Consider the following 21,738-nt stretch of genomic DNA (forward strand, 5'->3'; position numbering starts at 1 on the left):
TAAGTGCAGGCGTGTCTGATCCTTGGTTCGCTTACACAGCGCCTATCCTCCTTACCTGCGCGTTTATTATTATCTTCTCTCTTTTTGCGTGGCCTTATTTCTTTAAGCCGTTTATGGCATTTTTGCTGGTTTCTTCTGCGGCAGCGCTTTACGCTCAAGTCAATTTCCAAACCCTATTTGATATGACCATGATGGAGAGTATTTTTGAAACCAACTCGTCAGAAATACTGTTCTACTTAAATACCTCGACACTGCTTTACTTAATTGGTTTGGGGGTTATTCCGGCGATTTTACTCTTTAGCGTTAAGATTGTTCCCCACCGAACGTGGCTGCGCGAGATTGCAGCTCGCGTCGGGATTGTTCTGCTTGCGATCGCTGGGATTGGCCTTATCGCCATGACAAGCTACAAAGACTACGCCTCTGTCGGTCGTAATAATCATTACCTAAACAAGATGATTATCCCTGCCCATGTATACAACGGCACTAGATACCTAAAACGCAATTACCTGACTGAAAAGCTGGTTTACAAAGTGCAAGGGGAAGATGCAAAAGTGACTCCCGCGCCGAATGGCAAGCCGACATTGATGGTTGTGGTATTAGGTGAAACCGCACGTGCGATGAATTTTGCTTACAACGGCTATGAAAGGAACACCAACCCTTTCACTGAAGATATGGGGCTAATTTCTTTCCAAGATGTGTCATCGTGCGGAACGTACACCGCGCTGTCTGTACCTTGTATGTTTTCGAATCTGTCGCGCCAAACTTATGATAAACAGCGAGCCCACGCTCAAGATAATGTATTTGATGTTATCCACCACGCAGGCGTGGATGTGCTTTGGATCGATAATGATGGTGGCGATAAAGGCGTAGCCAGAAGGCTGCCGATAAAGTCGATTGACGGTTCCCTTAAAGACAGCGACTGCAATGGCAACACTTGCTTTGACGCAGCAATGCTGGATGACGCAAAACAATTTATCGACAACGGTGTGAAGGACAAGCTACTCGTATTGCACACCATTGGCAGCCACGGCCCAACCTATTGGCAACGTTACCCAGACAACATTGCGCCGTTTCAGCCCGCGTGTAACCGTAGCGATATTGAGAACTGCAATGACAGCGAGATCGTCAATGTTTACGACAATACTCTCGCTTACACAGATTATGTGCTTGCTCAGGTGATCAATGAGCTAAAAGCTGTCTCTAATGAATATAACGTTATGCTCACTTATATCTCGGATCACGGTGAATCGTTAGGTGAAAGCGGCCTCTATTTACACGGTACTCCTTACGCGATTGCACCTAAAGAACAAACTCAGGTGCCTTGGCTTCTGTGGCTGCCAGAGCAATACGCGCAGCAAAAAAGTCTGAATGTCGACTGTCTAAGAGACAAAGCCAGCAACAACAGCCTATCTCACGATAATGTGTTTGATAGTTTACTTGGCCTTTATGGTATTCAATCCTCTGTACGCAACAGCGCGTTAGATATTACTCGAACCTGTTCACTCAACTCATAATGGGGCTGTCATACAATGCAACAAGAAGTCATCATCAAACGCACAGGCATACACCGTATCATTTATACCTTTGTCCATAGTTACAACGGTTTTAAGTGGCTTTGCCGCAACGAAGCCGCTTTTCAACAAGAGTTAATGCTACTGGTACCGCTGACGGTTTTCGCATTTTGGCTAGATTTACCAGCCCTGCATACGCTACTTGTGATGCTTTCTATGATCTTTGTGCTGTTCGCTGAGATGGTGAATACCGCAATAGAAGCCGTGGTAGACCGAGTGGGGTTAGAATTTCATACCCTCTCCGGAGTGGCGAAGAACATTGGTTCGGCTCTTGTTCTGCTGAGTATGGTGTGCTCGCTAGCGGTTTGGGGTGTCGTGTTGTGGAGCAACTATGCAGACTAGTGGTTTTTCACTGTTTAGAGCAACACCATGATTAAACCGTAAAAGAAAAGGAGTTACCCACATGGCGGATAAGGCGTGGGTAACTCTGTGCAAAATGAAGGGGAATGAACGATAGTTACTCTATGCCATGCAGCTCTTTCCAGTTTCCTGGATGAACTACATAACCAAACAGTGCATGTCCACCATAAACCAGCTCGGTTCCTTCCGGAATCCAGAGCATTTGTCCTGGGTGAACAAAATGTGTTTCGCCATTTGCAGTGAGTTCGAAACACCCTTCAATCACAAAAATCACTTCATCGTACAGTACGGTCCACGCCACTTTCGCGCCTTCCCACTTAGCAAAACCCACGCCGATATTTGGCGAAATTTCTGTGCTAAGCGCACGTGCAACATAGGCCATTCCTGGCGTGTCACCGCGTACATTGAAATCTAACGTTTTACTGTCTACTAATTTTACTTGCTTCATAGTTCACTCCGGCTCTGCCATTTCGCTAATTGAATGCGGCTTTTCACGCCCATACCTAAGAAAGGTTCTGGTGGGTTCAAGCTCGGCATGCCTGTTACGCTTTGAATATCGTCTAGCGAGTTGGAGGTCGCGCCCATCACGTAGTCAGCCAACAATGTGCCCGAAATGGTTCCCCAAGCAGCACCAACACCGTTATCACACGCACTGGCATACACACCTTCATCCAACTGACCAAAGAAGTTAGTAAAGTTACGCGAGATGGCATACACCCCACCCCATGTGTGAGTGAATGGCACGTCGGCCAGCTCTGGGTAACGCGCCAGAAAGACTTGACGATGATCGTCGCGAATTTGATCTCTGACTTTATCGCTCATGCTTGAGCCGTACTTCGGCACATGTTTGTAAGTATTGCGGATCAAAATGCGTCGATCGGCGGTCATACGTAAGGTGGTTCCCGCATGGTCAGCAGGGGTTAGCCCCCAGTTCAATTGGCCGCCATAACGCTGCATTTCGACATCAGTTAGTGGGCGTGTCCAGCTGGCGAATGTCATCACAGGCAAAAGTCGGTTTTTTAGGTAACCAAACTCGCGGGTAAAGATACTGGTACCCAGCAGCAATTCGGTGGTCTCAACTAAGCCATCGTCACCATGCAGTACCCAATGGCCGTTTTCTTTGCTCAGTTTGCGGATTGGTGATTTTTCTAACACTTCGACATTATCTGGCAGGCTTTCCCCTAGTCCACGCACCAGAGCAGCAGGCTGCATTAAATAACCGCCCGGCGTATAAATAGCGCGGCTGTAGTAGTTCGTTCCCAGCACTTTGGCTAGCTCGCTACCATCAACGTGGAAGTATGGTTCACCAAGGTCTTTCATTAGGTGTTCAAAGTGGTCTAAATACGCTTCACCGCGTGCCCCAACAGCTCCCTGATATTTGCCTTTCGCCGACCACTGGCAATCAATGCTGTGCTTGCTAATCAAACAATCTAGCTGGGCAATCGCCGAGCGGTTTAACCCCAGCAGCTTTTGCTTATGTGCCGGGTCTGGGTGCTCTAATGAAAACTTATGCGGCAGGTCGATCACAAAGCCAGAGTTACGCCCCGACGCGCCTTGGCCGATTCTTTGTGCATCAATCAACACGATACGAGCATTCGGCGCGTGTTCCGCTAGGCGTCTTGCCATAGCTAGGCCAGCAAACCCTGCACCTAGCACGACATAATCAGCGGTTTGTTTGCCTTTTAATGTTGGTTTTTCTGGGATACTTGGTAGCGCGTGGTACCAACCACATGTCGCATCATCGTTGGGTAAATGAATCATCTTCTTTCTCCGTTACGCAGCAGTTTGCTTAAGTGATAACTGCTCTATCCAAGGCGTACGCAATGACTGCACTTGTCGTCCAAGCAAAGCGAATCCCAGCATCACCCCTTCTGGCGAGTAAAATCCCGCAGTGAGATCATCGCCTTGGTGTTCGATGTACCACTGCCCTTGTGCATTTGGCGCAACCGGGAAAATAGTTAAAGGAAGGATCGGCGTTTTCACAATCACTGGTGTTGGCGTTAAAGAGATAGGCGTGATATCACCTAGCAAGCTTTTCGCTACGGAAGGAATCATTTGATTAATCGGCGCAATATATGGTTGCCAACCTTGCTCGGTTTCAACACAGTCGCCTAGCGAGTAAATATTCTCATCACTCGTCTGGCCGAATTGATTCACTTTAATTCCGCGGCCTACTTCAAGCCCCGCGTGCTCAGCCAGGGAAACATTTGGCTTAAGACCAACCGCGCTTAGCACTATATCAGCCTCAATCTGTATGCCACTGTTTAGATGTAGAACCGCGCTTGACTCAGACATAGGGTCGATTCTGGCGATACTGTCTTGCAATGCCCACTGTACGCCGCGAGCAGTGAGTGCGCTTTGTAGTGATTCACCTAACTGTTGCGGGATCAAACGCTCCATTGGCCATTGCCCGAGACCAATCACCGTGACTTCATAGCCGCTTTCGATCAGGTCATTCGCAAACTCACAGCCAATTAAGCCATCACCGAGGATCGCGATGCGCTTTTTATCTTGTAGCTGAGTTCTGAAACGGCGGTAATCAACCAAGTCGTTCACACTGACAACATAAGAGCGAGCACCTTCAATTGGGATTTCAATCGGTGATGCACCTGCTGCCAATACCAAGCGGCTATAGGCGTATTTGCCAATAGAGGTGTGCAAGGTTGAGTTGGCGCGATCGATTTGCTCTACACGGGTATGCGGGTAAACACGGATGTTCAAGCGGTTTTCCCACTCCAACGCGCTTTCACTTTGTAGCGCATCGCCGTCTTTATTCATGGCCAATGCATTAGACAACGCAGGCTTGCTGTACAGTGCGCCATCGTCGGCGGTAAAGACAGTGATCGGAACCGTCGCAGATTGTGCCCTAAGCGCGGCCGCAAGTTGGTAGCCACTGTGACCACTGCCAATAATAACGATAGGGTCAGTTGAGAATACAGGTTGAGTAACTTCAGATGGAAGTGGCTGAGCCGTACTTGGCTGAACAGCCGAGCCTACTGATACCGAAGACACTGCAGCAACCTCTTCTACTGGCGCATCATCGGTGATTTCGATCATTTCAAAATCGGCCTTACCCACTAAACAGTCTGGGCATAACCAGTCATCTGGTACGTCTTCCCATGCTGTTCCCGGTGCAATGCCGTCGGATGGCCAACCTTGTGCTTCATCATAGATTAAGCCGCAAATAATACAGAGCCACTTTTTCATCACTTTTACTCCAACTACCTTGATCTGAATTCCCGTGTTTACAAACCCCTGTCAGGTTTGTAGCGATTTCATCAACCTCGCCCGATCTTGTGGTCTGAAATCCAAGTCGGTACGAGGTGATGAAAATCAAGTTACACGGTAGCTATACGTCGCCGTCTTGCTGCAAACGAATGGCAATATTGCGCGTCTGGACATAGCTATAAATCGCTTCTTGTCCTTTTTCTCGTCCAAAACCGGACAAACCTACGCCACCAAATGGGGTTTCAATGCCACCAGCAAACCATTCATTGATGAACACTTGTCCACCGCGAAGTTGCTGCGCCACACGTAATGTTTGGTTTAGCTTTCCACCAAAAACACCCGCCACTAGGCCAAAGTCGGTGCCATTCGCGATCTCGATCGCTTCTTGGTCGGTTTCAAACGGTGTAATTACCAACACAGGACCAAACACTTCTTCTTGCGCGATACGCATATCTGGCGTGGCTTCAATCACTGTTGGAGCAACAAAGTAGCCCGATAGATCCGGTGCGTAGCCACCCGTCAGAATGTTCGCGCCGTCGGCTTTTGCTTGCTCTATCATTTCAAGCACGCGCGCTTGTTGATCAGCGGATACCAACGGTGTGATGTCCGGCTGGCTTTCGCCTTGACCAATAGTTAGGCTTTTTGCCATTTCCACTACCGCCGCTTTTACTTCTTCATAACGATCTTTTTGAATCAGCAAACGAGACATTGCCGAGCACACTTGACCAGCGTTAAAGAAAATACCGACCTGAACACTTTTCAAAAGTGTTTCGAGGTTCGCATCTTTCAGTGCGATAGCAGCCGATTTACCACCCAGCTCCATCACCGATGGAGTAGCGCGTTGCGCTGAATCTTGCAGGATGCGTTGACCTGTCGGTACCGAACCTGTAAAGACGATTTGATCGACTTCTTGGTGCTGAACCAAGTGACTGCCAACCACAGAACCTTTGCCACATAGAAGGTTAATCGTGCCTTTCGGGAAGCCCGCTTTTTCAATCGCTTGAATCAACAGCGTCATGGCAAGTGGTGAAATCTCTGGCGACTTAATAACCACTGCGTTACCTGCGGCTAATGCAGGCGCTAATGAACGTGCACAAATAGAGACTGGGAAATTCCACGGCACAATCTGCACTGACACGCCAAACGGAACGTATTGAGTGAAATCAACATAGTCTTTACCCAACGGAATTGACGTGCCTTCCAGCTTGTCTGCCATGCCCGCGTAGTATTCGAAGTAACGCGCTGACTCTAGAAACTCATCTTTGGCATCTTGCAGAGATTTACCGTTCTCACGGCAGGCGACTAGGCCACCTTCATCAACCATTTCACGAATTGCCGCGGCCGCTTTTAGCATCCACTCCGTTCTTACTGCCGGGCGAACGTCCGACAGTAGGCCTTGATTGACCACTCGGCGCGCGGCTGCCATCGCGCGATCTGCATCAGCAATAGTGGCTTCTGCAATCGTTGCGTACGCTTCGGCGGTGCCTGGGTTCATAACGGTCAGTGAATGCTCTGAATCGCACCATTCACCGTCAATATAATTAAGGTAATGCGTCATATTACTGCTCCATTGCGGCTTTCACTTGTTTCGCTAACCAGGTCTGGAAGAAGTGTGTCGGTACATCCATTTCAGGTGAGAACACACCGCCACCAAAGCCTGGTGAGTAGCGACCTTGCTGCATGCCTTCTACCGCACCGATATCTTCGCCAAATACCACGCGCCAAGATTCAACCGTGGCAGTACGACACGCTGCAAATTCGTCTTTGGTTGCTTCATCGCCAACATAAAGGACGCGAAGATGTTCGATACTCTTGTCAGCACTGATTGGTTCGATCATCATCGCAAAGGCGTGGTCTGCCTGAATGCCGAGTAGCACGTTCGGGAATAGCGCAACGTATTCTGCGTGGCGTAGTTTGTCTTCTGGCCAGCTTGGGAATTTTGGTAGGTGCGTACCCGCCGTGTCAGACAAGTTGTAAGCAAGACTACCCTGGCCTGCAAAACGTTCGTCAAACATGATGTTGTAGTGATCTTCTAGGCGCGAGTAGCTGTTCAAACTTGGGTGTACCCATGGCAGGTGGTACGCTTCACAGTAGTTTTCTACGGCCAGCTTCCAGTTACTGTTCACTTCAATTTGTAGGTTGCCGCCCATGTTGACACGGCGCAGAAGGCCCATACCATCTTCACCTAGGAAGGCTTTCCAGCGTTGCTCTAACGGCGCGATATGTTCTTCAAAGCTTGCTGCATCACCCGACAGGTTAATAAAAACCATGTCCATCCATACCGCTGAACGTAGTGGTTTCAAGCCATGTTTTTCACATTTGAAACGCTCATCCTTATGCTTTGCAATACCGCCAATATGTGGCGTGCCTTTTAGGTTACCATCAAGATCGTACGTCCATGAGTGGTAAGGACAGCGAATCATGCCCTGAACTTCGCCCGCTTCATGCACAAGTTTCATACCACGGTGGCTACAAACGTTGTGGAATACTTGCACTTCACCTTGACGATTTCTCATCATTAATAGTGGTAGGTTCATGAAGTCAACTGGCATCACGTAACCCTCTTTAAGAAGGTCCGAGGCAAAACCAATACATACCCATGTGTTACCAAATACCTGATCACGCTCAAACGTAAAATACTCAGCGTTTGTGTAGGCTTCATTTGGCATTCCCGTCGCTTCGCTGATCGGGTTTAGTACCTTATCAACAAGTTCAACAGGGATAATGGTTTGGTTGACATTGCTCATATTCTTATCTCCGAAAGTCGAGTTGCATCCAGTGCGTACAACATCGTGTTGTGTTAGTGATGCCAATATTGATTAACAACCTCGCAACAAACAAACGACTTTTTCGAAGGGTTTGGATGAGTTTTTGTCATCCATGCATTGATCTTGGACAATAAAATAACCACACAATTGACAAGACTATTGACTGCATGATTAATACTCATTAATCGATGAGTATTAATCAGTTGAAACAGCGTTAGGCACTCTCTACTCTTTTTCGAAAATTAACAATAAAGCAACAATCAATAACACAACTAACAAAAGTAATGTGAGGGACGCCTATGAGAGCAACATCAGGGATATTGAAAGGACTCAACCCGACTGTGACGATCGCATCGAAGATTGTCGTGATCGGTTTTGTACTTTTCTGTGCCATTCTCGCCAACCAAGCGGGTCAGTACTTTGAAACCATTTCCGGTATTCTTTTGCAGAATATGAAGTGGTTTTATATCGGGCTCGTTTCTTTGGTTGTCGGGTTTCTTATCTACCTAATGGTCAGCCGTTACGGTCATATTCGTTTAAGTAAAGACGATGAAAAACCAGAGTTTAGCTACCTGTCTTGGATTTCCATGTTGTTTTCTGGCGGTATGGGTATTGGCTTGATTTTCTGGTCAGTCGCTGAACCGATGTGGCATTACGCCGATAACCCATTTTCACAAGGGTTAACTAATGAAGCCGCCACCACATCAATGAAGCTGACATTTTTCCACTGGGGCCTGCACCCTTGGTCTGTCTTTATTATTGTTGCGCTCGCGCTGTCTTACTTTTCGTACCGTAAAGATTTGCCGTTTACACTCCGCTCTATTTTGCACCCTTTGATCGGCGATCGAATTTACGGCCCAATCGGTCATACCGTAGATATCCTAACGGTTGCAGTGACCGCATTCGGTATTTCACAAACACTAGGCATGGGGGTTATTCAAATTAACTCTGGCCTGAATCAAGCCTTCGGTTTAGGTATCGGTTTAGGTACGCAATTATTTATTATTGTGGCTTTGTGCACCTGTGCAGTTGCATCCGTTCTCTCGGGCGTGGGTAAAGGTATTCGCCGCTTGTCAGAATGGAACATGCTGCTATCACTTATGCTAGTTCTGGTTGTGCTTTACATCGGCCCAACGCGCTACATTCTCAATACTTTGCTAGAAAGCACTGGCTTGTATGCGCAGAATATTGTCGGTATGAGCCTTTGGAGTGACACACAGAATGACTCGGGCTGGCAAAACTGGTGGACAGCATACTACTGGCCTTGGTGGATGACGTGGGCACCGTTCGTGGGCATGTTTATCGCGCGTATTTCCAAAGGCCGTACCATTCGTGAATTGATTGGTGGTGCTTTGATTGTACCGACACTGATCACCTTCTTATGGATTTCTGTCTTCGGTGGCGCGGCGCTAAAAGTTGAACAAAATGCACGCGTCGCACATGAAGCTCAAGTGGTTGCCGCGCAAGAAGCAAATCAAGCAGCGCCAGCACCATTTACCGGTGGCCCTATTCTAGAAGCGACCAAAGCAGACACCACGCGTGCGCTGTTTACCCTATTCGATAATCTCGATACAGGTACGTTTGGTAAACTGCTCAGTGTGCTAGCTTGTATGCTACTTGGGACCTACTTCATTACCTCTGCGGACTCTGGAACATTGGTTTTGTGTACATTAGATGCCGCAGGTGACAGCGAACCACCCAAATCCATTCGTGTACTGTGGGGCATTATGATTGCGGCCATTGCAGGCGTACTGCTGTATGCGGGAGGCTTAAAAGCGATGCAGACTGCCTCTATTATTGCGGGCTTCCCTATCGCGATCTTTATATCTGTCATGAGCCTAACGCTGTTCCATAGTATCCGCCGCGAACCTAAACCTTGGGCGATGCTTCCTGAGCACGTACACCCAGAGCAAGATAAGCTAGATGGTCCTGTCGAGCCACTGGTTGAAGCAAAGGTTGGCGCTACAGTACAGCCAGAAATGGAAACAGAACAAGGCAGTGTCTTAGAACAAAAACCGGCACTGACTTAAACCATATCATTCAATAACAAAGCGGGAAGAGAGCTTCCCGCTTTTTCATTTCTTGCTTCTTACCAAGCCGCAAATACCTAGACTAACCCCTTATCGCCCACTTCATCCGGCAGTTGTTGCAGTAACCATTCGCGAAAGCGTTTAACACTGGCAGGCACTAATCCTCTTCCTTTCGGCTCTAGCATCGAAAATTTTGAAGGGGTCGAAAGTACCTGTTCGACTGGTCTCACCAACGCACCGCTTTGCAGATAATCGTCCACCAGCGATCCCCAAGCCAAAGCAATACCTTGGCCGTTGATTGCCGCTTGCAGCAGCATTGGGTAGTTATTAATGTTCATCCGGTTTCGTGGAGTGATATTAGGTAACCCTACCCCGCTAAACCACTGCTCCCAGTTCACCCAATCTCGTTGGGACTCTTCCAAATAAAGTAAGGTTTTGCTGAAAACCTCTTCGGCTTCGGTCGGGTTACCGATCTTATCCATATAAAGAGGGCTACAAACAGGAAACACTTCTTCGGAAAAAAGCGTGGTGACTTCCATTTCCGCAGGAGGCGTGCGGCAATAAAACAGCGCGATATCGCAATCTAAACGGCGCAAATCGAGGATGTTGTCTGAAGCCAAGATGCGAATATCAATGTCATCGTGTTCGTTTTGAAATTCCGCCACTTTAGGAAGTAGCCATAAGGCCGCCATTGCGTTGGTGGTCGCGACCGTGATTTTTTGTTCACCTTGCCATTTTTTCACTTCGCCAGTGATTTGAGCAATATCGAGCAAAGATTGGCTGATCGATTGGTAATATTGCAGACCCGTTGGGGTTAAGTTGATACTGCGGTTTGCTCGGGTGAACATGGCTTTGCCGAGGTACTCTTCTAACTGTCGAATTTGTCGGCTTATGGCGCCTTGTGTCACGCTGAGCTCTTCTGCCGCAAGGGTAAAGCTTAGGTGTCGAGCAGATGCTTCGAAAGCCACCAAGCTATTTAAAGGCGGGAGTGGTTTGATTTTCATGTTTCTTCCAGTAAGGCAACTTTTGTAATTATTTTAGTTCCCGGCAATCTAGCGTTGCGCGTGGAATAGCGCCATTCTGGGTTAATTGTGAAAAACAACAATTAATAATGTTAAGAAAAGAGAGATTAGTCATAACAAAAAAAGCCAGAGCATTCATGCTCTGGCTTGGAGTATTTGACTGATTCACAGCCTTATCAATCACTACTTTCATCATCGCTTGGCGCGTATTCTAAGATATCGCCTGGTTGACAATCTAGGTGTTTACAGATGGCTTCCAAAGTGGCGAGTTTTACCGCTTTGGCTCGGCCATTTTTTAATATTGATAAGTTCTGTTCGGTGATCCCGATAAGCTTGGCAAGTTCGTTTGAACGCATTTTTCTCTTTGCCAGCATTACATCAAGATTAACTACAATTGCCATCTTCGTTCCATCTAAATAGTGAGCTCATTTTCGTCTTGAAGTTGGTTGGCTCTATCCATAACCACCGCGATAAATCGAACAATAAAACCAATAATCATCATGGTCACATCAACATCATCAACGTAAAAGAAGAACTCCCAATGGCCATCAGTGTATGAGAGCGCCAAAGTCAGTAATACGTCTGCAATGATGCCCACAAAAGGTGTCGCGATCAGCAGGTAGCTGAGCTTTTTATAACACTGGGTATTTAGCGGGTCGAATATATGCCCTTTCGCATATAAACGAAACAGTACAATGAGCTGCCATAAAAGCGCCATCGTCAAAAACGTATTCAGCATGCTTGGTATAAAACCAACCAAAGAACGAGTTAAAGATAAAGGCAGCTCGACGGGAACAGGGAACGAGGCGTCAAACCAAGTGGCATCGAATAGCGTTGCACCAAACCAAAATGCCGTATTTAAAACCGCAACGAAGATCAGTGAAAACCAGAAAAGAATAAGCAACTTACGACTAAATTGACTAATAGATTGTTGTGACATGGATATACCTATGAGCTTGTTTGAGGCTCTAGTTTAATCCTCATCACCATTACTTTTCAATAAAAACTTATCGTTTTACGATAAGTTTTTATTGATTTAAATATCATATGCGAGTACTTTAGCCGCTCAAATCCAGTTAAGACTTTTCTATTGAGGTCATTATGTTTATTAAACGCGCTATTGTTTTTTCTCTTAGTTCACTATTCGCCAGCCTATGTTTAGCCAAATCTCCTTTTGTTGGTGATATAGGTAAAGTGTATGAGTTTCATGACAAATACTCAGCAAATGGCAACACCTATACGTACAATCACCACCATAATCATAATCAGCACTACAAACCAAATAACGACTGGTATGGTAAAAGTGATTGTTTGAATGATAGATATACCGGCTCTGATTTCATGACTTCGAATGGCACCAAATGCTACGTTCGAGAGATGCCACAATCGGATGTGAAAACCTATTTCAAGTCTAAGCCTGATGGCAGCTTTGGGGCGGGGTTCAATTGGGATTTAGACTAATAAAAAACTGAAAACCTAAAGGAAAACTTAACGCTGGATGCGATGTTGAGCAGATAAAATAGAAAAGCCAGAGAGTCAATCTCTGGCTTTTTTCATTGTTAACTTTGTAATGGTTAACTTAGCTGTGTTGCATTACATAAAGTGAGTCGCACACAACTTGTTGCCGTGTGGGTCACGCAGGTAAGCAAGGTACATTTTGCGGCTGCCTGACTCACGAACGCCCGGTGGATTTTCAATCGCGGTACCGCCATTTGCAACGCCCGCAGCATGCCAAGCATCTACGATTTCTGGACTGCTTGCCGCAAAGCCAATTGTCATGCCATTACCGTGACTTGCAGACTCACCGTTAATAGGGTTAGTCAACGCCAGTACACCAGATTCCGTTAAGTAAAGGCAGCGCCCTTTCTCATCAATGATCCCTTCCTTGTGGCCTAGCACTGCCATCACTGCATCATAAAATTTCTTTGACTGCTCTACATCATCCGAACCAAGCATTACGTGACTAAACATTAAACAACCCTCGTTAAGTAAATTAGCAAATACTGTATAAGAGGTTTAGGTTGAGTGTCTAGGTTAAAAACTCAAAAAACGTTTCTATTTTGTCAAACCTCATATACACATCATTAACATCAATAACATCCAATCATTTAATAACAGCCGCAAATAAACCCTTAACTCACACTCATATCGCGATGCTCAACCGCGCTCTCGGTTAAAGCAGTGGCTTAACTTCTCACATAGCCATATTGGGTTATCTAAAGGGATGTCGTGTCCGTCTTGTTCATTGATAATAAGATTGGCATTCCATTGCTTAGCCAACGCTTGCGTCGCGCGGTAATCCACCATGGAATCTTGAGTCGATGAGACAAAAAACAGCTCACATTCGGGCAAGGTGGCCTTAAACCACATAGCAGCATAGAGTTGCCGAAAAAAGTTAATCTTTCGCATTGGATATTTTTGATCAAGTAATACCCACGCATCTAAAATATCCTGCCTCAAGGCTTGATTCGATAGCATCTGGTAGTTCAGCAATTCTCTAGTGGGTGCTGAAACGATCAACGCCAGCAGCAAATTGACATAGTTATTGGGTTTTAAACGGTAGTAAAAAGGGCTGGCACCTCTGCTACTGGTATTAATACAAACTAACCTATCTATTTCACTAGGGTACATTTCTGCCCATTTCAGACCAATCATGCCACCCATTGAGATAGAAACCACATCAACTGGTGAGGTTAAGTCCAGTTGTGTGCGAAGGCTTTCAACCATTCCCTCGATAGAGCAAGGCGAAAGCTCGCTAGTCCTCTCACCTACTCCGGGGATATCTAAACAGAGGATCTGCTTGTCGGGAAAAGTAGCTTGCAGGTGATCTAAGAAAGTACCCCAATGAAACTTGCCGCGAAACAATCCCCGAATTAAGACAATTTTAGGCCTCATAGAACAACACCGCGATTCAATAGAAATCGCTCCGTTTAATGCTTGGTATATTAGATGATATTAAATTTTTCCTCATATTGCGTATGATGGTAAAATCTGACGATAAACGCTGGTAAAGCCGGACATTGATAGAGTTTTATCTCATCCTCGCTTAGCTTTTCACTATTTATCCAGCACAACCATTAAACAAAAAGGCAATATTTTCAAATGGTTAACAACACAATTCAATGGTTTCCTGGGCACATGCATAAAGCCCGTAAAGAAATTGAAGAAGCCATCCCACAAGTTGATGTCATTATTGAAGTTTTAGATGCGCGCATCCCTTTCAGTAGTGAAAACCCGATGATTTCTCAACTGCGTGGTGAAAAGCCCGTTGTTAAGGTGCTAAATAAACGTGACCTTGCCGACCCAGAATTGACTCAATTGTGGATTGAGCACTTCGAGCAAGAGAAGAACGTGAAAGCGATGGCCATTACCACATCTAACCCTCAGGAAGTCCATAAAATCCTAGAACTGTGTCGTAAGCTTGCACCGCACCGTGAAGAGATCGGCAAAAACATTCGCACCATGATCATGGGCATTCCAAACGTGGGCAAATCGACCATCATCAATACGCTAGCAGGCCGTGTTATCGCTCAAACGGGTAACCAACCGGCGGTAACTCGTCGTCAGCAACGTATTAACCTGCAAAATGGCATTGTGCTTTCCGACACTCCAGGAATTTTGTGGCCAAAAGTTGAAAACCCACACAGTGGCTTCCGCCTTGCGGCAACTGGCGCGGTGAAAGATACCGCAATGGAATACGATGAAGTCGCCTTCTACACGGTTGAATATTTAGCCAAAGCGTACCCTGAGCGTCTTAAAGAGCGTTATCAAATTGACGATCTTCCAGAATCAGACATTGAATTGATGGAAGAAATTGGCCGCCGCCGTGGTGCACTTCGCGCTGGTGGACGTGTCGATTTGCATAAATGTTCAGAGATTCTGCTACATGAACTTCGCAACGGCACACTAGGCCAATTGACGCTTGAGTTACCAGAAATGATCACTCAAGAGCTTATCGAAGTCGAAATTGAAGCTGCACGGAAAGCGGAAGAGAAAGCGAAGAAGAAAGAAGAACGTCGCAAGCGTTACTTGAAGAATAAGCGATAGTTTCTGCACTATTTGATCTATAAGGGCGACAGAATAGTCGCCCTTTTCTTTCTCTATGTTTCATAAAGATATTTGCTATATTATCGCAAAGGACATTAACCACGAGAGCGTATTCATGAGAGTTCCAACCAATATCATCACTGGCTTTTTAGGCACAGGGAAAACCACCGCAATTCTGAATCTACTGAAAGAAAAACCAGAAAACGAAAACTGGGCCGTTCTGGTGAATGAATTTGGTGAAATTGGTATTGATGGCGCAATGATGACCGAACAAGGTGCGTTAATCAAAGAGGTGCCTGGCGGATGCATGTGCTGTGCGGCTGGAGTACCAATGTCGGTTGCGATTACGGCTTTGCTTCGCACTAACCCAGACAGACTGATTGTTGAACCCACTGGTTTGGGCCATGCGCACAAAGTGTTAGCAACATTAAATTCAGCGCAGTTTAAAGACTATATTGATTTGAGAGCGACCATTGGTTTGGTTGACCCTCGCAATCTGTCTAAGCCTAAATATGTTGAGAATCAGAACTTCAATGAGCAACTGGCTATTTCAGATATTGTTATTGGTAACAAAGTTGACGAGTGCCACGTAAGCGATATTGATGCCTTTAGCGATTGGATAACGGATCAAACACCGCCGAAAATTTTTAGCCAATTGGTAAAACAAGGTCGCTTCCCTATCGAATTGCTGGATACCCACCGCCGAGATGAATCTCCGTCATCTTCGGTTGAAAACCACCACCACGAACATGCAGAGATGGAACCGCAGTTTCAACTGCCACCAAACCAGCAGCTGATTCGCAAAGAGAACAAAGGCCAGGGTTACTTTAGCTGTGGTTGGATCTTTGGTGCAGAAGTCACTTTTAATTTTGATGATTTGTTCTCGGTGCTTTCCGACATCACGGCGGAGCGCGTAAAAGGTGTGATGAACACCACCAATGGCTGCTACGCCTTTAATGTCAGCAATGGTGTTGTGTCGGTCAATGAAATGTCACTGGATGGATTTGAAAGCCGTTTAGAAGTTATCGACTGCCAACTTTTACCTTGGGACGAACTGGAATTGATACTGAAGCAGATTTCTAACCTCTCTTAACCTCTTGTCCCTAAACGACAAAAGGCGCACCACTGAAGTGCGCCTTATCCCTCGTTACTCAATCGTGAGTTTGCGAATCAGAAGTCTGTAGATGCTCTCTGACAACAAACGAGGATATAAATATTTTTCTTTTTGAATCCATCCAAATTGTAGGTAAGGCAGCAATTCCTCCATGCGGGTTGGTTCAGATCGCCTTACACTTTAACTATGGTTCAAATTCGAAATTATGCAAGCTTTGCTTTCAGTTCTGATCGCTGAGTTTCCTGCTTTTTCACCATTCCCTACTTCACGCCGTTTAAATGCTCACCATCAGGTCAAATCTGGAAATCAATATTCCATTCTTGTCGCTATGGTTAAGACTACACAAGCGTATAATTTTCCGCATATCACACATTGCTAATTAAACGTTCGAGGCGCACTTTTTTATGTCTAAGAGAGAGAAAATTAATTTATCCCTGATTGCAGCAATGCCAAAGGATGCTATTAATCAATTTCTCTCCAAAGATAAAACGCCTGTATCCGTTTTACTTCTATCCTTGGCGGTTGGCATATTGGCTGGCTTTGTCGGCACGTTATTCGAGCTGGCCGTGCACTTTGTCTCTGAACGTCGAACAGACTGGCTGAAAGAAGCCATCGCCAGTGCGATTCCACTTTGGCTTGCGGCCTTCTTAATTAGCGCAGCGCTAGCGTTTATCGGCTATTTTCTCGTGCATCGCTTTGCTCCAGAGGCAGCTGGCTCTGGTATTCCTGAAATAGAAGGCGCAATGGATGGCATTCGCCCTGTTCGTTGGTGGCGAGTTCTGCCTGTAAAATTTTTCGGTGGTATGGGCGCACTTGGTTCAGGCATGGTGCTCGGACGCGAAGGGCCAACGGTTCAAATGGGTGGCGCCATAGGGAGGATGGTCACTGATATATTTCGCGTAAAGAACGATGACACTAGGCATTCACTACTGGCATCTGGTGCAGCCGCTGGCTTAGCTGCCGCATTTAATGCTCCCCTTGCAGGCATAATGTTTGTGGTAGAAGAGATGCGCCCCCAGTTTCGTTACTCCCTGATTTCAATTAAAGCGGTGATCATTTCTGCCATCTCTGCCAATATTGTTTTTCGTAGTATCAACGGCCAAGACGCCGTGATCACCATGCCCCAATACCAACCGCCAGAACTGCCTGCACTCAGTCTATTTCTGTTGCTCGGCATTATGTTTGGTGTGTTTGGGGTTGTCTTTAATCGCCTAGTGACGTTGTCGCAGGATATTTTTGTCAAACTGCATAACCACGACAGAAAGCGTTATCTGCTCATCGGCAGTATCATCGGTGGCTGTTTCGGCATTACTCTACTGTACTTACCTGAAGTCACAGGTGGTGGTATTGGGCTTATTCCAACCATCACCAATGGCGGTTACTCGGCTGGGTTCCTTCTTATCCTATTTTTTGCACGTATCGCCACTACACTGATTTGTTTTGGCTCTGGTGCACCAGGCGGAATATTTGCGCCAATGTTAGCCCTTGGCACCTTGTTCGGTTACGCGTTTGGCTTGATTGCCAAAGGACTATTACCAGAACTAATGATTGATCCTGGTATGTTTGCTATTGCTGGAATGGGCGCCCTATTTGCAGCAACGGTACGAGCGCCCATTACTGGAATCCTGTTAGTCATTGAAATGACCAACAACTACTACCTGATATTACCACTCATCATCACTTGCTTAGGCGCGGTTATCTTTGCACAAATGCTCGGTGGTCAGCCTATTTATAGCCAGTTGTTACATAGAACATTGAAAAATGAGAAGTTAAGGCAGAAAGACCTGCCCGACGAATCTAAATGCTAATTGCATAGCAACCGTTTGGCTTGCTATCATCTGCGCCAGTTTAATTGCTGGCAAGAACCTATACTTGCCTGTTTTTAGAGTATTTGTTCGATAGGTAGCAGGGATAGATCATTGAACTGGAGACGGTTAATACAATTTCAAAGTGTGCCTCCTTCTCAGGCCGCACTTGCACTGGGTGTGATTGGTTTAGCACAAGCATGGGCGCTATACGTACCTGAAATTGGTATTCCGCTTCGGCCATTTCTCGCAGGTCTTGGTGCTGTCCTTTTACTCCCCGTCCTCATTAAGTACCTAACCAGTTTTAACGCGTTTATTACCGACATTCGCCATCCACTCAGTGGCAGCTTAATGGCTCCAATGAGCATGGCGCTGCTGATTTTATGTGATTATCTCGCCGTTATCGCACCGATTATCGCCTACCCTTTATGGTTTGCATCGCTACTCTTACACCTGACCATGATGGTGCTATTTTTCGGTTTTCAACTGATGAACTTCAGAATCGCTAATATTGTTCCCAGCTGGTTTTTATATCCGGTGGGTTTGATAAGCAGTTCGCTAGCGGGCACTCAGCTCGGCCATTCTGTCCTTTCTGAAACGGTTGTTAATACCTGCATTACTATTTACTTCTTTATGCTGCCGCTGGTTTTGTACCGCTTGGTCTTTGAAGGAATGCTTCCGCAAAAAGCGCGACCTACCCTCGCTATTATGGCGGCCCCAATCAATCTGACCCTTGCCGCCTACTTAGTGAATGTGGAGCAGCCGGATCCAATTCTGACCGGCGCCTTGGCTGGCATTGCAGTAACAATGACCTTGCTTATCTATCTGTGCTACATACGCTTGCTACGGCTTAAGTTCCAACCTTCTATTGCAGCGGTCACATTTCCATCCGTCATTAGTGCTATTGCTATGTTTCGACTCACCAGCTTTTTCTCTGAGAGTTACCCGCAGTGGCACTGGATGCACAAATTTGGCATTTTTGAATTGAGCATCGCGACTGGCCTAGTGATTTGGGTATCGGTCGGGTACGTAAGAATGTACTGGCCTGAAATATTTAACACACAGAAAACAGCATAACTTTCGTTATGTTGAGAAGAGGGATAATGAAAAAATTATTACGGCAAAAAAGAATATTTAATATCAATATATTAAATCAGTTCATAATGAAAACTGTTTTTTTTGGCATGCTGGCTTATTATTTAGTTGAAATCTCGTTAGAGCCTTTTTCAACCCAACTTATATATATTGCATCTTTCTCAGCTTTATCATTGGCTATCGACTTTATAGCATCAAGGAAAACCAAGGCATCGGAAGAAGTTATCTTAGATAATGGCCGTCTAATTTTCTTAAGCGTTGATATTGATATTTCCACTATTAGCGAGATTTTATATGTGCAGACCAAAAGGTTTGAACATACGGTACGATTTCGATTCAAGAATCAAACTTATCAAGATTTTGAATTAGCATCACCAGATTTAATCGAGGATTTACGTTTCTATAAATTTTTAGTTGAGAATCAACTTCCAATAAAAATGTTAGATAGCGACGAGCGTATTGCGTAGTTTCTCAACATAACAAAGCGTTTAAGACAAATTTGACACGCGTGGTAGGTATTTTTAGTCTATGTTGCCTTTTGTACCTAAGGCTCTTTTCAGAAATGTTTGTATTACGTACCTACTCCTTAACGCGGCGATATCCAACGACTAATTTTATACCCAATTAGATATTTTGCTGATTAACGTGTCTGTAGCCGCTGGCTTCGCGATATAGTCATTGATTCCTGACTCCTTAATTTGCGCCAGCATGGTCGATGAGTCATCACCGGTATGCGCTAATATTGGAATGTTGGCATACTCTGTCTTTGAGTGACGAATTAAATCCGCCGCTTGTAAGCCATTTAAGTTCGGCATTTCCAGATCCATTAATACAAGGTCAGCGTATTGATTATTTAGGGCATCTAACACTTCATTGCCATCTTTTGCTTGGATCACGACAAAACCCTGCTGCTCTAGCAGCAATGAAGTATAAGTGCGCAAAGACTGATTATCGTCCGCAATGACAATCGTTTTTCCTTGATATTCATTCTCTGTTTCAGGCAAACGTGGCAATAGATTTCGGTTTGAGCTTGGGTATTCAAAAAACAGCTCATTGAGAACAAGACCACTTTCACGAATCATTTTGTTCTTTTCGATTGGATAAATGGTCAGCGCACTTTCAATACTGTGTTGATAGCACTGGTGTTGCTCATAAAGATAGACAAGTTTAGCTTCTGTGAAATGTAATTTACTCTCAAGCTTGGTAAATTCTTCCTCATGCTTATTAGATTCGTCTAAATCTATACAGAGCAGGTCGTACTCAAACTCATACTCTTCTTTATTGAGCGCAGTTTCGATACTCACCGTAATTAAGCTAAAACCTTTGTAAAAGGCATGTTCATTGAGCGCACGGGAGACTCTATCATTACTGCCGATGTAAAGAATGGATTTGGATTTCAACAAATCCATTTTTATGCGTTCAACAACATCAGACTCGTAGGTCGGAAAACTCAATGTGAACTCTGTCCACAATCCGAGCTGTGAACGACACTGTATTTTCCCGCCAAGTGACGTCATCACTTTTTTACAAAACGGAAGGCCAAGCCCAGAACTGCCCTTTTTACCGTAAGTATAAAAATCATTAAAAATATCTTGAATAACGTGCGGAGGTATCCCTGCACCATTATCAGTAAACACAAGATGGTTGTAATGCGTGTCTCTCTTTAGGCTGATTTCTATCTTGAAGTCACTGCCTTCCTGATAATAAAACGAGTTTTTGAGCAAATTATACAAAGCGTACTTGATTAAGGTGTCACTGCCAAAGAACTCAAATTCATTTTCATATTTGACCTCTACCGCTTTTTTATCCTGTTGCCCTTTATAAGCGAAACTCGCAACTGCACTTTCTACCACAGTTTTAATTGCATATTTTTTAAACGTTGATGTCGAGACGCGATTTTGATCAATAGAAGTTAATAAAAGATCAATAGCTTCGTTGCCATTTTCAATCACAGTATTCGCATCACTGAGCACTTCGCGAACCATATCCGTTTCTTGAGGTGAAAGGCTAACGCTCTTTTCCTTTGGCTTCTTATTTAAAATAGATCCTAAGACTTCCATCGAGGCTTTAAGTGCACTTAGCGGGTTCCGCATTTCATGGGCAATTCCGGCACCAAATGACTTCGCGATAGAAACTTTACTTTCATGCTCAGCCTGATTACGGAAATAGAACAGGTTACCGAATACATAAGTAAACATAAAAATGGGCACATAAGCCCATACGACTTCGTCGCTCGCCTTATCAAAGTCGACTCCATAAGCGAAGAAAAATGCGAAAACGATGGAAACCGTCGCTTGTGCTAGAACAATCCGGGTTTGGTGGACAAGTAAGATATGCAGGAATATTGATGATAGGAATGACATCGCCCATATGGTATTCCACCCATTTTCAAACATCATAAAACTGAAGAAGAATGGTAAACATAGGCTCAATATACATAAATAGAGCTCGGGCATTCGGCGATGTAAGAATGTCGGTAAAGCATTACGGAAAATCAGTACTGCAAATAGTATTGAGCAAAACGCTCTGAGCGGTAGGTTTTCATATGGCTGAGGGTAAAGGTATGACCAAACATAATAATAGGTTGGAAAACCAATAAGGCCAAACCACCCTACTAGGGTAAGGTTCGGCTCTGCATATTCATAGACCTTCCGAATAGCACTTTTGGTGGCGCCACTCATTGCCTGCATTTTTAATC

At 45.3% G+C, this 21,738-nt stretch carries 20 protein-coding genes; 9 read left to right on the forward strand and 11 right to left on the reverse strand.

What is annotated here, in order from left to right:
• Both VNE01S_RS15565 and VNE01S_RS15570 read left to right on the forward strand, forming a co-directional pair.
• Positions 1-1,514, forward strand: a 1,514-nt coding sequence (locus tag VNE01S_RS15565) for a phosphoethanolamine transferase (RefSeq protein WP_061781654.1), incomplete at its 5' end; no start/stop codon positions are given.
• Between the two features lie 15 nt (positions 1,515-1,529).
• Positions 1,530-1,913 carry a diacylglycerol kinase gene (locus tag VNE01S_RS15570; RefSeq protein WP_053394671.1) on the forward strand — a complete coding sequence of 128 codons (384 nt, stop codon included), beginning with the start codon at positions 1,530-1,532 and terminating at the stop codon, positions 1,911-1,913.
• A gap of 115 nt (positions 1,914-2,028) precedes the next feature.
• On the opposite strand, the gene VNE01S_RS15575 is transcribed toward VNE01S_RS15570, so the two are convergent.
• The 5 genes from VNE01S_RS15575 to VNE01S_RS15595 form a co-directional block, all read right to left on the reverse strand.
• A complete protein-coding gene (locus VNE01S_RS15575; RefSeq protein WP_053394670.1) occupies positions 2,029-2,379 on the reverse strand; it encodes a EutQ-related cupin domain-containing protein in 351 nt (116 codons plus the stop codon).
• A complete protein-coding gene (locus tag VNE01S_RS15580; protein ID WP_053394669.1) occupies positions 2,376-3,692 on the reverse strand; it encodes an NAD(P)/FAD-dependent oxidoreductase in 1,317 nt (438 codons plus the stop codon). The genes VNE01S_RS15575 and VNE01S_RS15580 overlap by 4 nt, the downstream gene beginning before the upstream one ends.
• 12 nt (positions 3,693-3,704) lie before the next feature.
• Positions 3,705-5,138 carry an FAD-dependent oxidoreductase gene (locus VNE01S_RS15585; RefSeq protein ID WP_053394668.1) on the reverse strand — a complete coding sequence of 478 codons (1,434 nt, stop codon included), beginning with the start codon at positions 5,136-5,138 and terminating at the stop codon, positions 3,705-3,707.
• Positions 5,139-5,280: 142 nt separating this feature from the next.
• Complete coding sequence (locus VNE01S_RS15590) at positions 5,281-6,717, reverse strand: aldehyde dehydrogenase family protein (protein ID WP_053394667.1); 1,437 nt, start codon at positions 6,715-6,717, stop codon at positions 5,281-5,283.
• Position 6,718: 1 nt separating this feature from the next.
• Positions 6,719-7,906: an aromatic ring-hydroxylating oxygenase subunit alpha gene (locus tag VNE01S_RS15595; RefSeq protein ID WP_053394666.1), complete on the reverse strand. Its 1,188-nt coding sequence runs from the start codon at positions 7,904-7,906 to the stop codon at positions 6,719-6,721.
• Between the two features lie 320 nt (positions 7,907-8,226).
• Here VNE01S_RS15595 and VNE01S_RS15600 point away from each other — a divergent pair, with 320 nt between their 5' ends.
• Positions 8,227-9,957 (forward strand): BCCT family transporter, encoded by a 1,731-nt coding sequence (locus VNE01S_RS15600; RefSeq protein ID WP_053394665.1) that lies wholly within the window; start codon positions 8,227-8,229, stop codon positions 9,955-9,957.
• Between the two features lie 77 nt (positions 9,958-10,034).
• Here the strand turns inward: VNE01S_RS15600 and VNE01S_RS15605 are convergent, their stop codons facing one another.
• The 3 genes from VNE01S_RS15605 to VNE01S_RS15615 all read right to left on the reverse strand — a co-directional run bounded on the left by VNE01S_RS15605 (position 10,035) and on the right by VNE01S_RS15615 (position 11,919).
• Positions 10,035-10,961: a LysR substrate-binding domain-containing protein gene (locus tag VNE01S_RS15605; protein ID WP_053394664.1), complete on the reverse strand. Its 927-nt coding sequence runs from the start codon at positions 10,959-10,961 to the stop codon at positions 10,035-10,037.
• A gap of 194 nt (positions 10,962-11,155) precedes the next feature.
• On the reverse strand, positions 11,156-11,380 hold the full coding sequence (locus tag VNE01S_RS15610; protein ID WP_053394663.1) for a helix-turn-helix domain-containing protein: 225 nt from the start codon (positions 11,378-11,380) through the stop codon (positions 11,156-11,158).
• Between the two features lie 11 nt (positions 11,381-11,391).
• A complete protein-coding gene (locus tag VNE01S_RS15615) occupies positions 11,392-11,919 on the reverse strand; it encodes a DUF2975 domain-containing protein (protein ID WP_053394662.1) in 528 nt (175 codons plus the stop codon).
• Positions 11,920-12,080: 161 nt separating this feature from the next.
• Between VNE01S_RS15615 and VNE01S_RS15620 the strand changes: the two genes are divergently transcribed.
• Complete coding sequence (locus VNE01S_RS15620) at positions 12,081-12,440, forward strand: hypothetical protein (protein WP_053394661.1); 360 nt, start codon at positions 12,081-12,083, stop codon at positions 12,438-12,440.
• 132 nt (positions 12,441-12,572) lie between these two features.
• Here the strand turns inward: VNE01S_RS15620 and VNE01S_RS15625 are convergent, their stop codons facing one another.
• Both VNE01S_RS15625 and VNE01S_RS15630 read right to left on the reverse strand, forming a co-directional pair.
• On the reverse strand, positions 12,573-12,950 hold the full coding sequence (locus VNE01S_RS15625; protein WP_053394660.1) for a VOC family protein: 378 nt from the start codon (positions 12,948-12,950) through the stop codon (positions 12,573-12,575).
• 186 nt (positions 12,951-13,136) lie between these two features.
• Entirely contained in the window at positions 13,137-13,874 is a 738-nt protein-coding gene (locus tag VNE01S_RS15630; protein ID WP_053394659.1) for an alpha/beta fold hydrolase, read from the reverse strand.
• Positions 13,875-14,081: 207 nt separating this feature from the next.
• On the opposite strand from VNE01S_RS15630, the gene ylqF reads away from it, so the two are divergent.
• The 5 genes from ylqF (at position 14,082) to VNE01S_RS15655 (ending at position 19,507) form a co-directional block, all read left to right on the forward strand.
• Positions 14,082-15,026, forward strand: a complete 945-nt coding sequence (gene ylqF, locus VNE01S_RS15635) for a ribosome biogenesis GTPase YlqF (protein ID WP_053394658.1) — start codon at positions 14,082-14,084, stop codon at positions 15,024-15,026.
• Positions 15,027-15,141: 115 nt separating this feature from the next.
• Positions 15,142-16,119, forward strand: coding sequence for a CobW family GTP-binding protein (locus tag VNE01S_RS15640; protein WP_053395103.1), 978 nt, complete (start codon positions 15,142-15,144; stop codon positions 16,117-16,119).
• 425 nt (positions 16,120-16,544) lie between these two features.
• Positions 16,545-17,948 carry a H(+)/Cl(-) exchange transporter ClcA gene (gene clcA, locus VNE01S_RS15645; RefSeq protein WP_053394657.1) on the forward strand — a complete coding sequence of 468 codons (1,404 nt, stop codon included), beginning with the start codon at positions 16,545-16,547 and terminating at the stop codon, positions 17,946-17,948.
• 111 nt (positions 17,949-18,059) lie between these two features.
• A complete protein-coding gene (locus VNE01S_RS15650; protein WP_053394656.1) occupies positions 18,060-19,022 on the forward strand; it encodes a TDT family transporter in 963 nt (320 codons plus the stop codon).
• 26 nt (positions 19,023-19,048) lie between these two features.
• Positions 19,049-19,507, forward strand: a complete 459-nt coding sequence (locus VNE01S_RS15655; RefSeq protein ID WP_053394655.1) for a hypothetical protein — start codon at positions 19,049-19,051, stop codon at positions 19,505-19,507.
• A gap of 147 nt (positions 19,508-19,654) precedes the next feature.
• Here the strand turns inward: VNE01S_RS15655 and VNE01S_RS15660 are convergent, their stop codons facing one another.
• Positions 19,655-21,730, reverse strand: a complete 2,076-nt coding sequence (locus tag VNE01S_RS15660; RefSeq protein ID WP_082331650.1) for a hybrid sensor histidine kinase/response regulator — start codon at positions 21,728-21,730, stop codon at positions 19,655-19,657.
• Between the last annotated feature and the right edge of the window lie 8 nt (positions 21,731-21,738).

This window comes from Vibrio nereis NBRC 15637 (assembly GCF_001591105.1).
Taxonomy (GTDB): Bacteria; Pseudomonadota; Gammaproteobacteria; order Enterobacterales; family Vibrionaceae; genus Vibrio; species Vibrio nereis.

Excerpts from the sequence above, each read along its gene's own strand:
- VNE01S_RS15575 (WP_053394670.1), bottom strand. The coding sequence starts at position 2,379 with ATGAAGCAAGTAAAATTAGTAGACAGTAAAACGTTAGATTTCAATGTA.
- VNE01S_RS15660 (WP_082331650.1), bottom strand. The coding sequence starts at position 21,730 with ATGCAGGCAATGAGTGGCGCCACCAAAAGTGCTATTCGGAAGGTCTAT.
- VNE01S_RS15640 (WP_053395103.1), top strand. The coding sequence starts at position 15,142 with ATGAGAGTTCCAACCAATATCATCACTGGCTTTTTAGGCACAGGGAAA.
- VNE01S_RS15625 (WP_053394660.1), bottom strand. The coding sequence starts at position 12,950 with ATGTTTAGTCACGTAATGCTTGGTTCGGATGATGTAGAGCAGTCAAAG.
- VNE01S_RS15615 (WP_053394662.1), bottom strand. The coding sequence starts at position 11,919 with ATGTCACAACAATCTATTAGTCAATTTAGTCGTAAGTTGCTTATTCTT.
- VNE01S_RS15580 (WP_053394669.1), bottom strand. The coding sequence starts at position 3,692 with ATGATTCATTTACCCAACGATGATGCGACATGTGGTTGGTACCACGCG.
- VNE01S_RS15655 (WP_053394655.1), top strand. The coding sequence starts at position 19,049 with ATGAAAAAATTATTACGGCAAAAAAGAATATTTAATATCAATATATTA.
- ylqF (WP_053394658.1), top strand. The coding sequence starts at position 14,082 with ATGGTTAACAACACAATTCAATGGTTTCCTGGGCACATGCATAAAGCC.
- VNE01S_RS15585 (WP_053394668.1), bottom strand. The coding sequence starts at position 5,138 with ATGAAAAAGTGGCTCTGTATTATTTGCGGCTTAATCTATGATGAAGCA.
- VNE01S_RS15570 (WP_053394671.1), top strand. The coding sequence starts at position 1,530 with ATGCAACAAGAAGTCATCATCAAACGCACAGGCATACACCGTATCATT.
- VNE01S_RS15610 (WP_053394663.1), bottom strand. The coding sequence starts at position 11,380 with ATGGCAATTGTAGTTAATCTTGATGTAATGCTGGCAAAGAGAAAAATG.
- VNE01S_RS15630 (WP_053394659.1), bottom strand. The coding sequence starts at position 13,874 with ATGAGGCCTAAAATTGTCTTAATTCGGGGATTGTTTCGCGGCAAGTTT.
- VNE01S_RS15590 (WP_053394667.1), bottom strand. The coding sequence starts at position 6,717 with ATGACGCATTACCTTAATTATATTGACGGTGAATGGTGCGATTCAGAG.
- VNE01S_RS15605 (WP_053394664.1), bottom strand. The coding sequence starts at position 10,961 with ATGAAAATCAAACCACTCCCGCCTTTAAATAGCTTGGTGGCTTTCGAA.
- clcA (WP_053394657.1), top strand. The coding sequence starts at position 16,545 with ATGTCTAAGAGAGAGAAAATTAATTTATCCCTGATTGCAGCAATGCCA.
- VNE01S_RS15600 (WP_053394665.1), top strand. The coding sequence starts at position 8,227 with ATGAGAGCAACATCAGGGATATTGAAAGGACTCAACCCGACTGTGACG.
- VNE01S_RS15620 (WP_053394661.1), top strand. The coding sequence starts at position 12,081 with ATGTTTATTAAACGCGCTATTGTTTTTTCTCTTAGTTCACTATTCGCC.
- VNE01S_RS15595 (WP_053394666.1), bottom strand. The coding sequence starts at position 7,906 with ATGAGCAATGTCAACCAAACCATTATCCCTGTTGAACTTGTTGATAAG.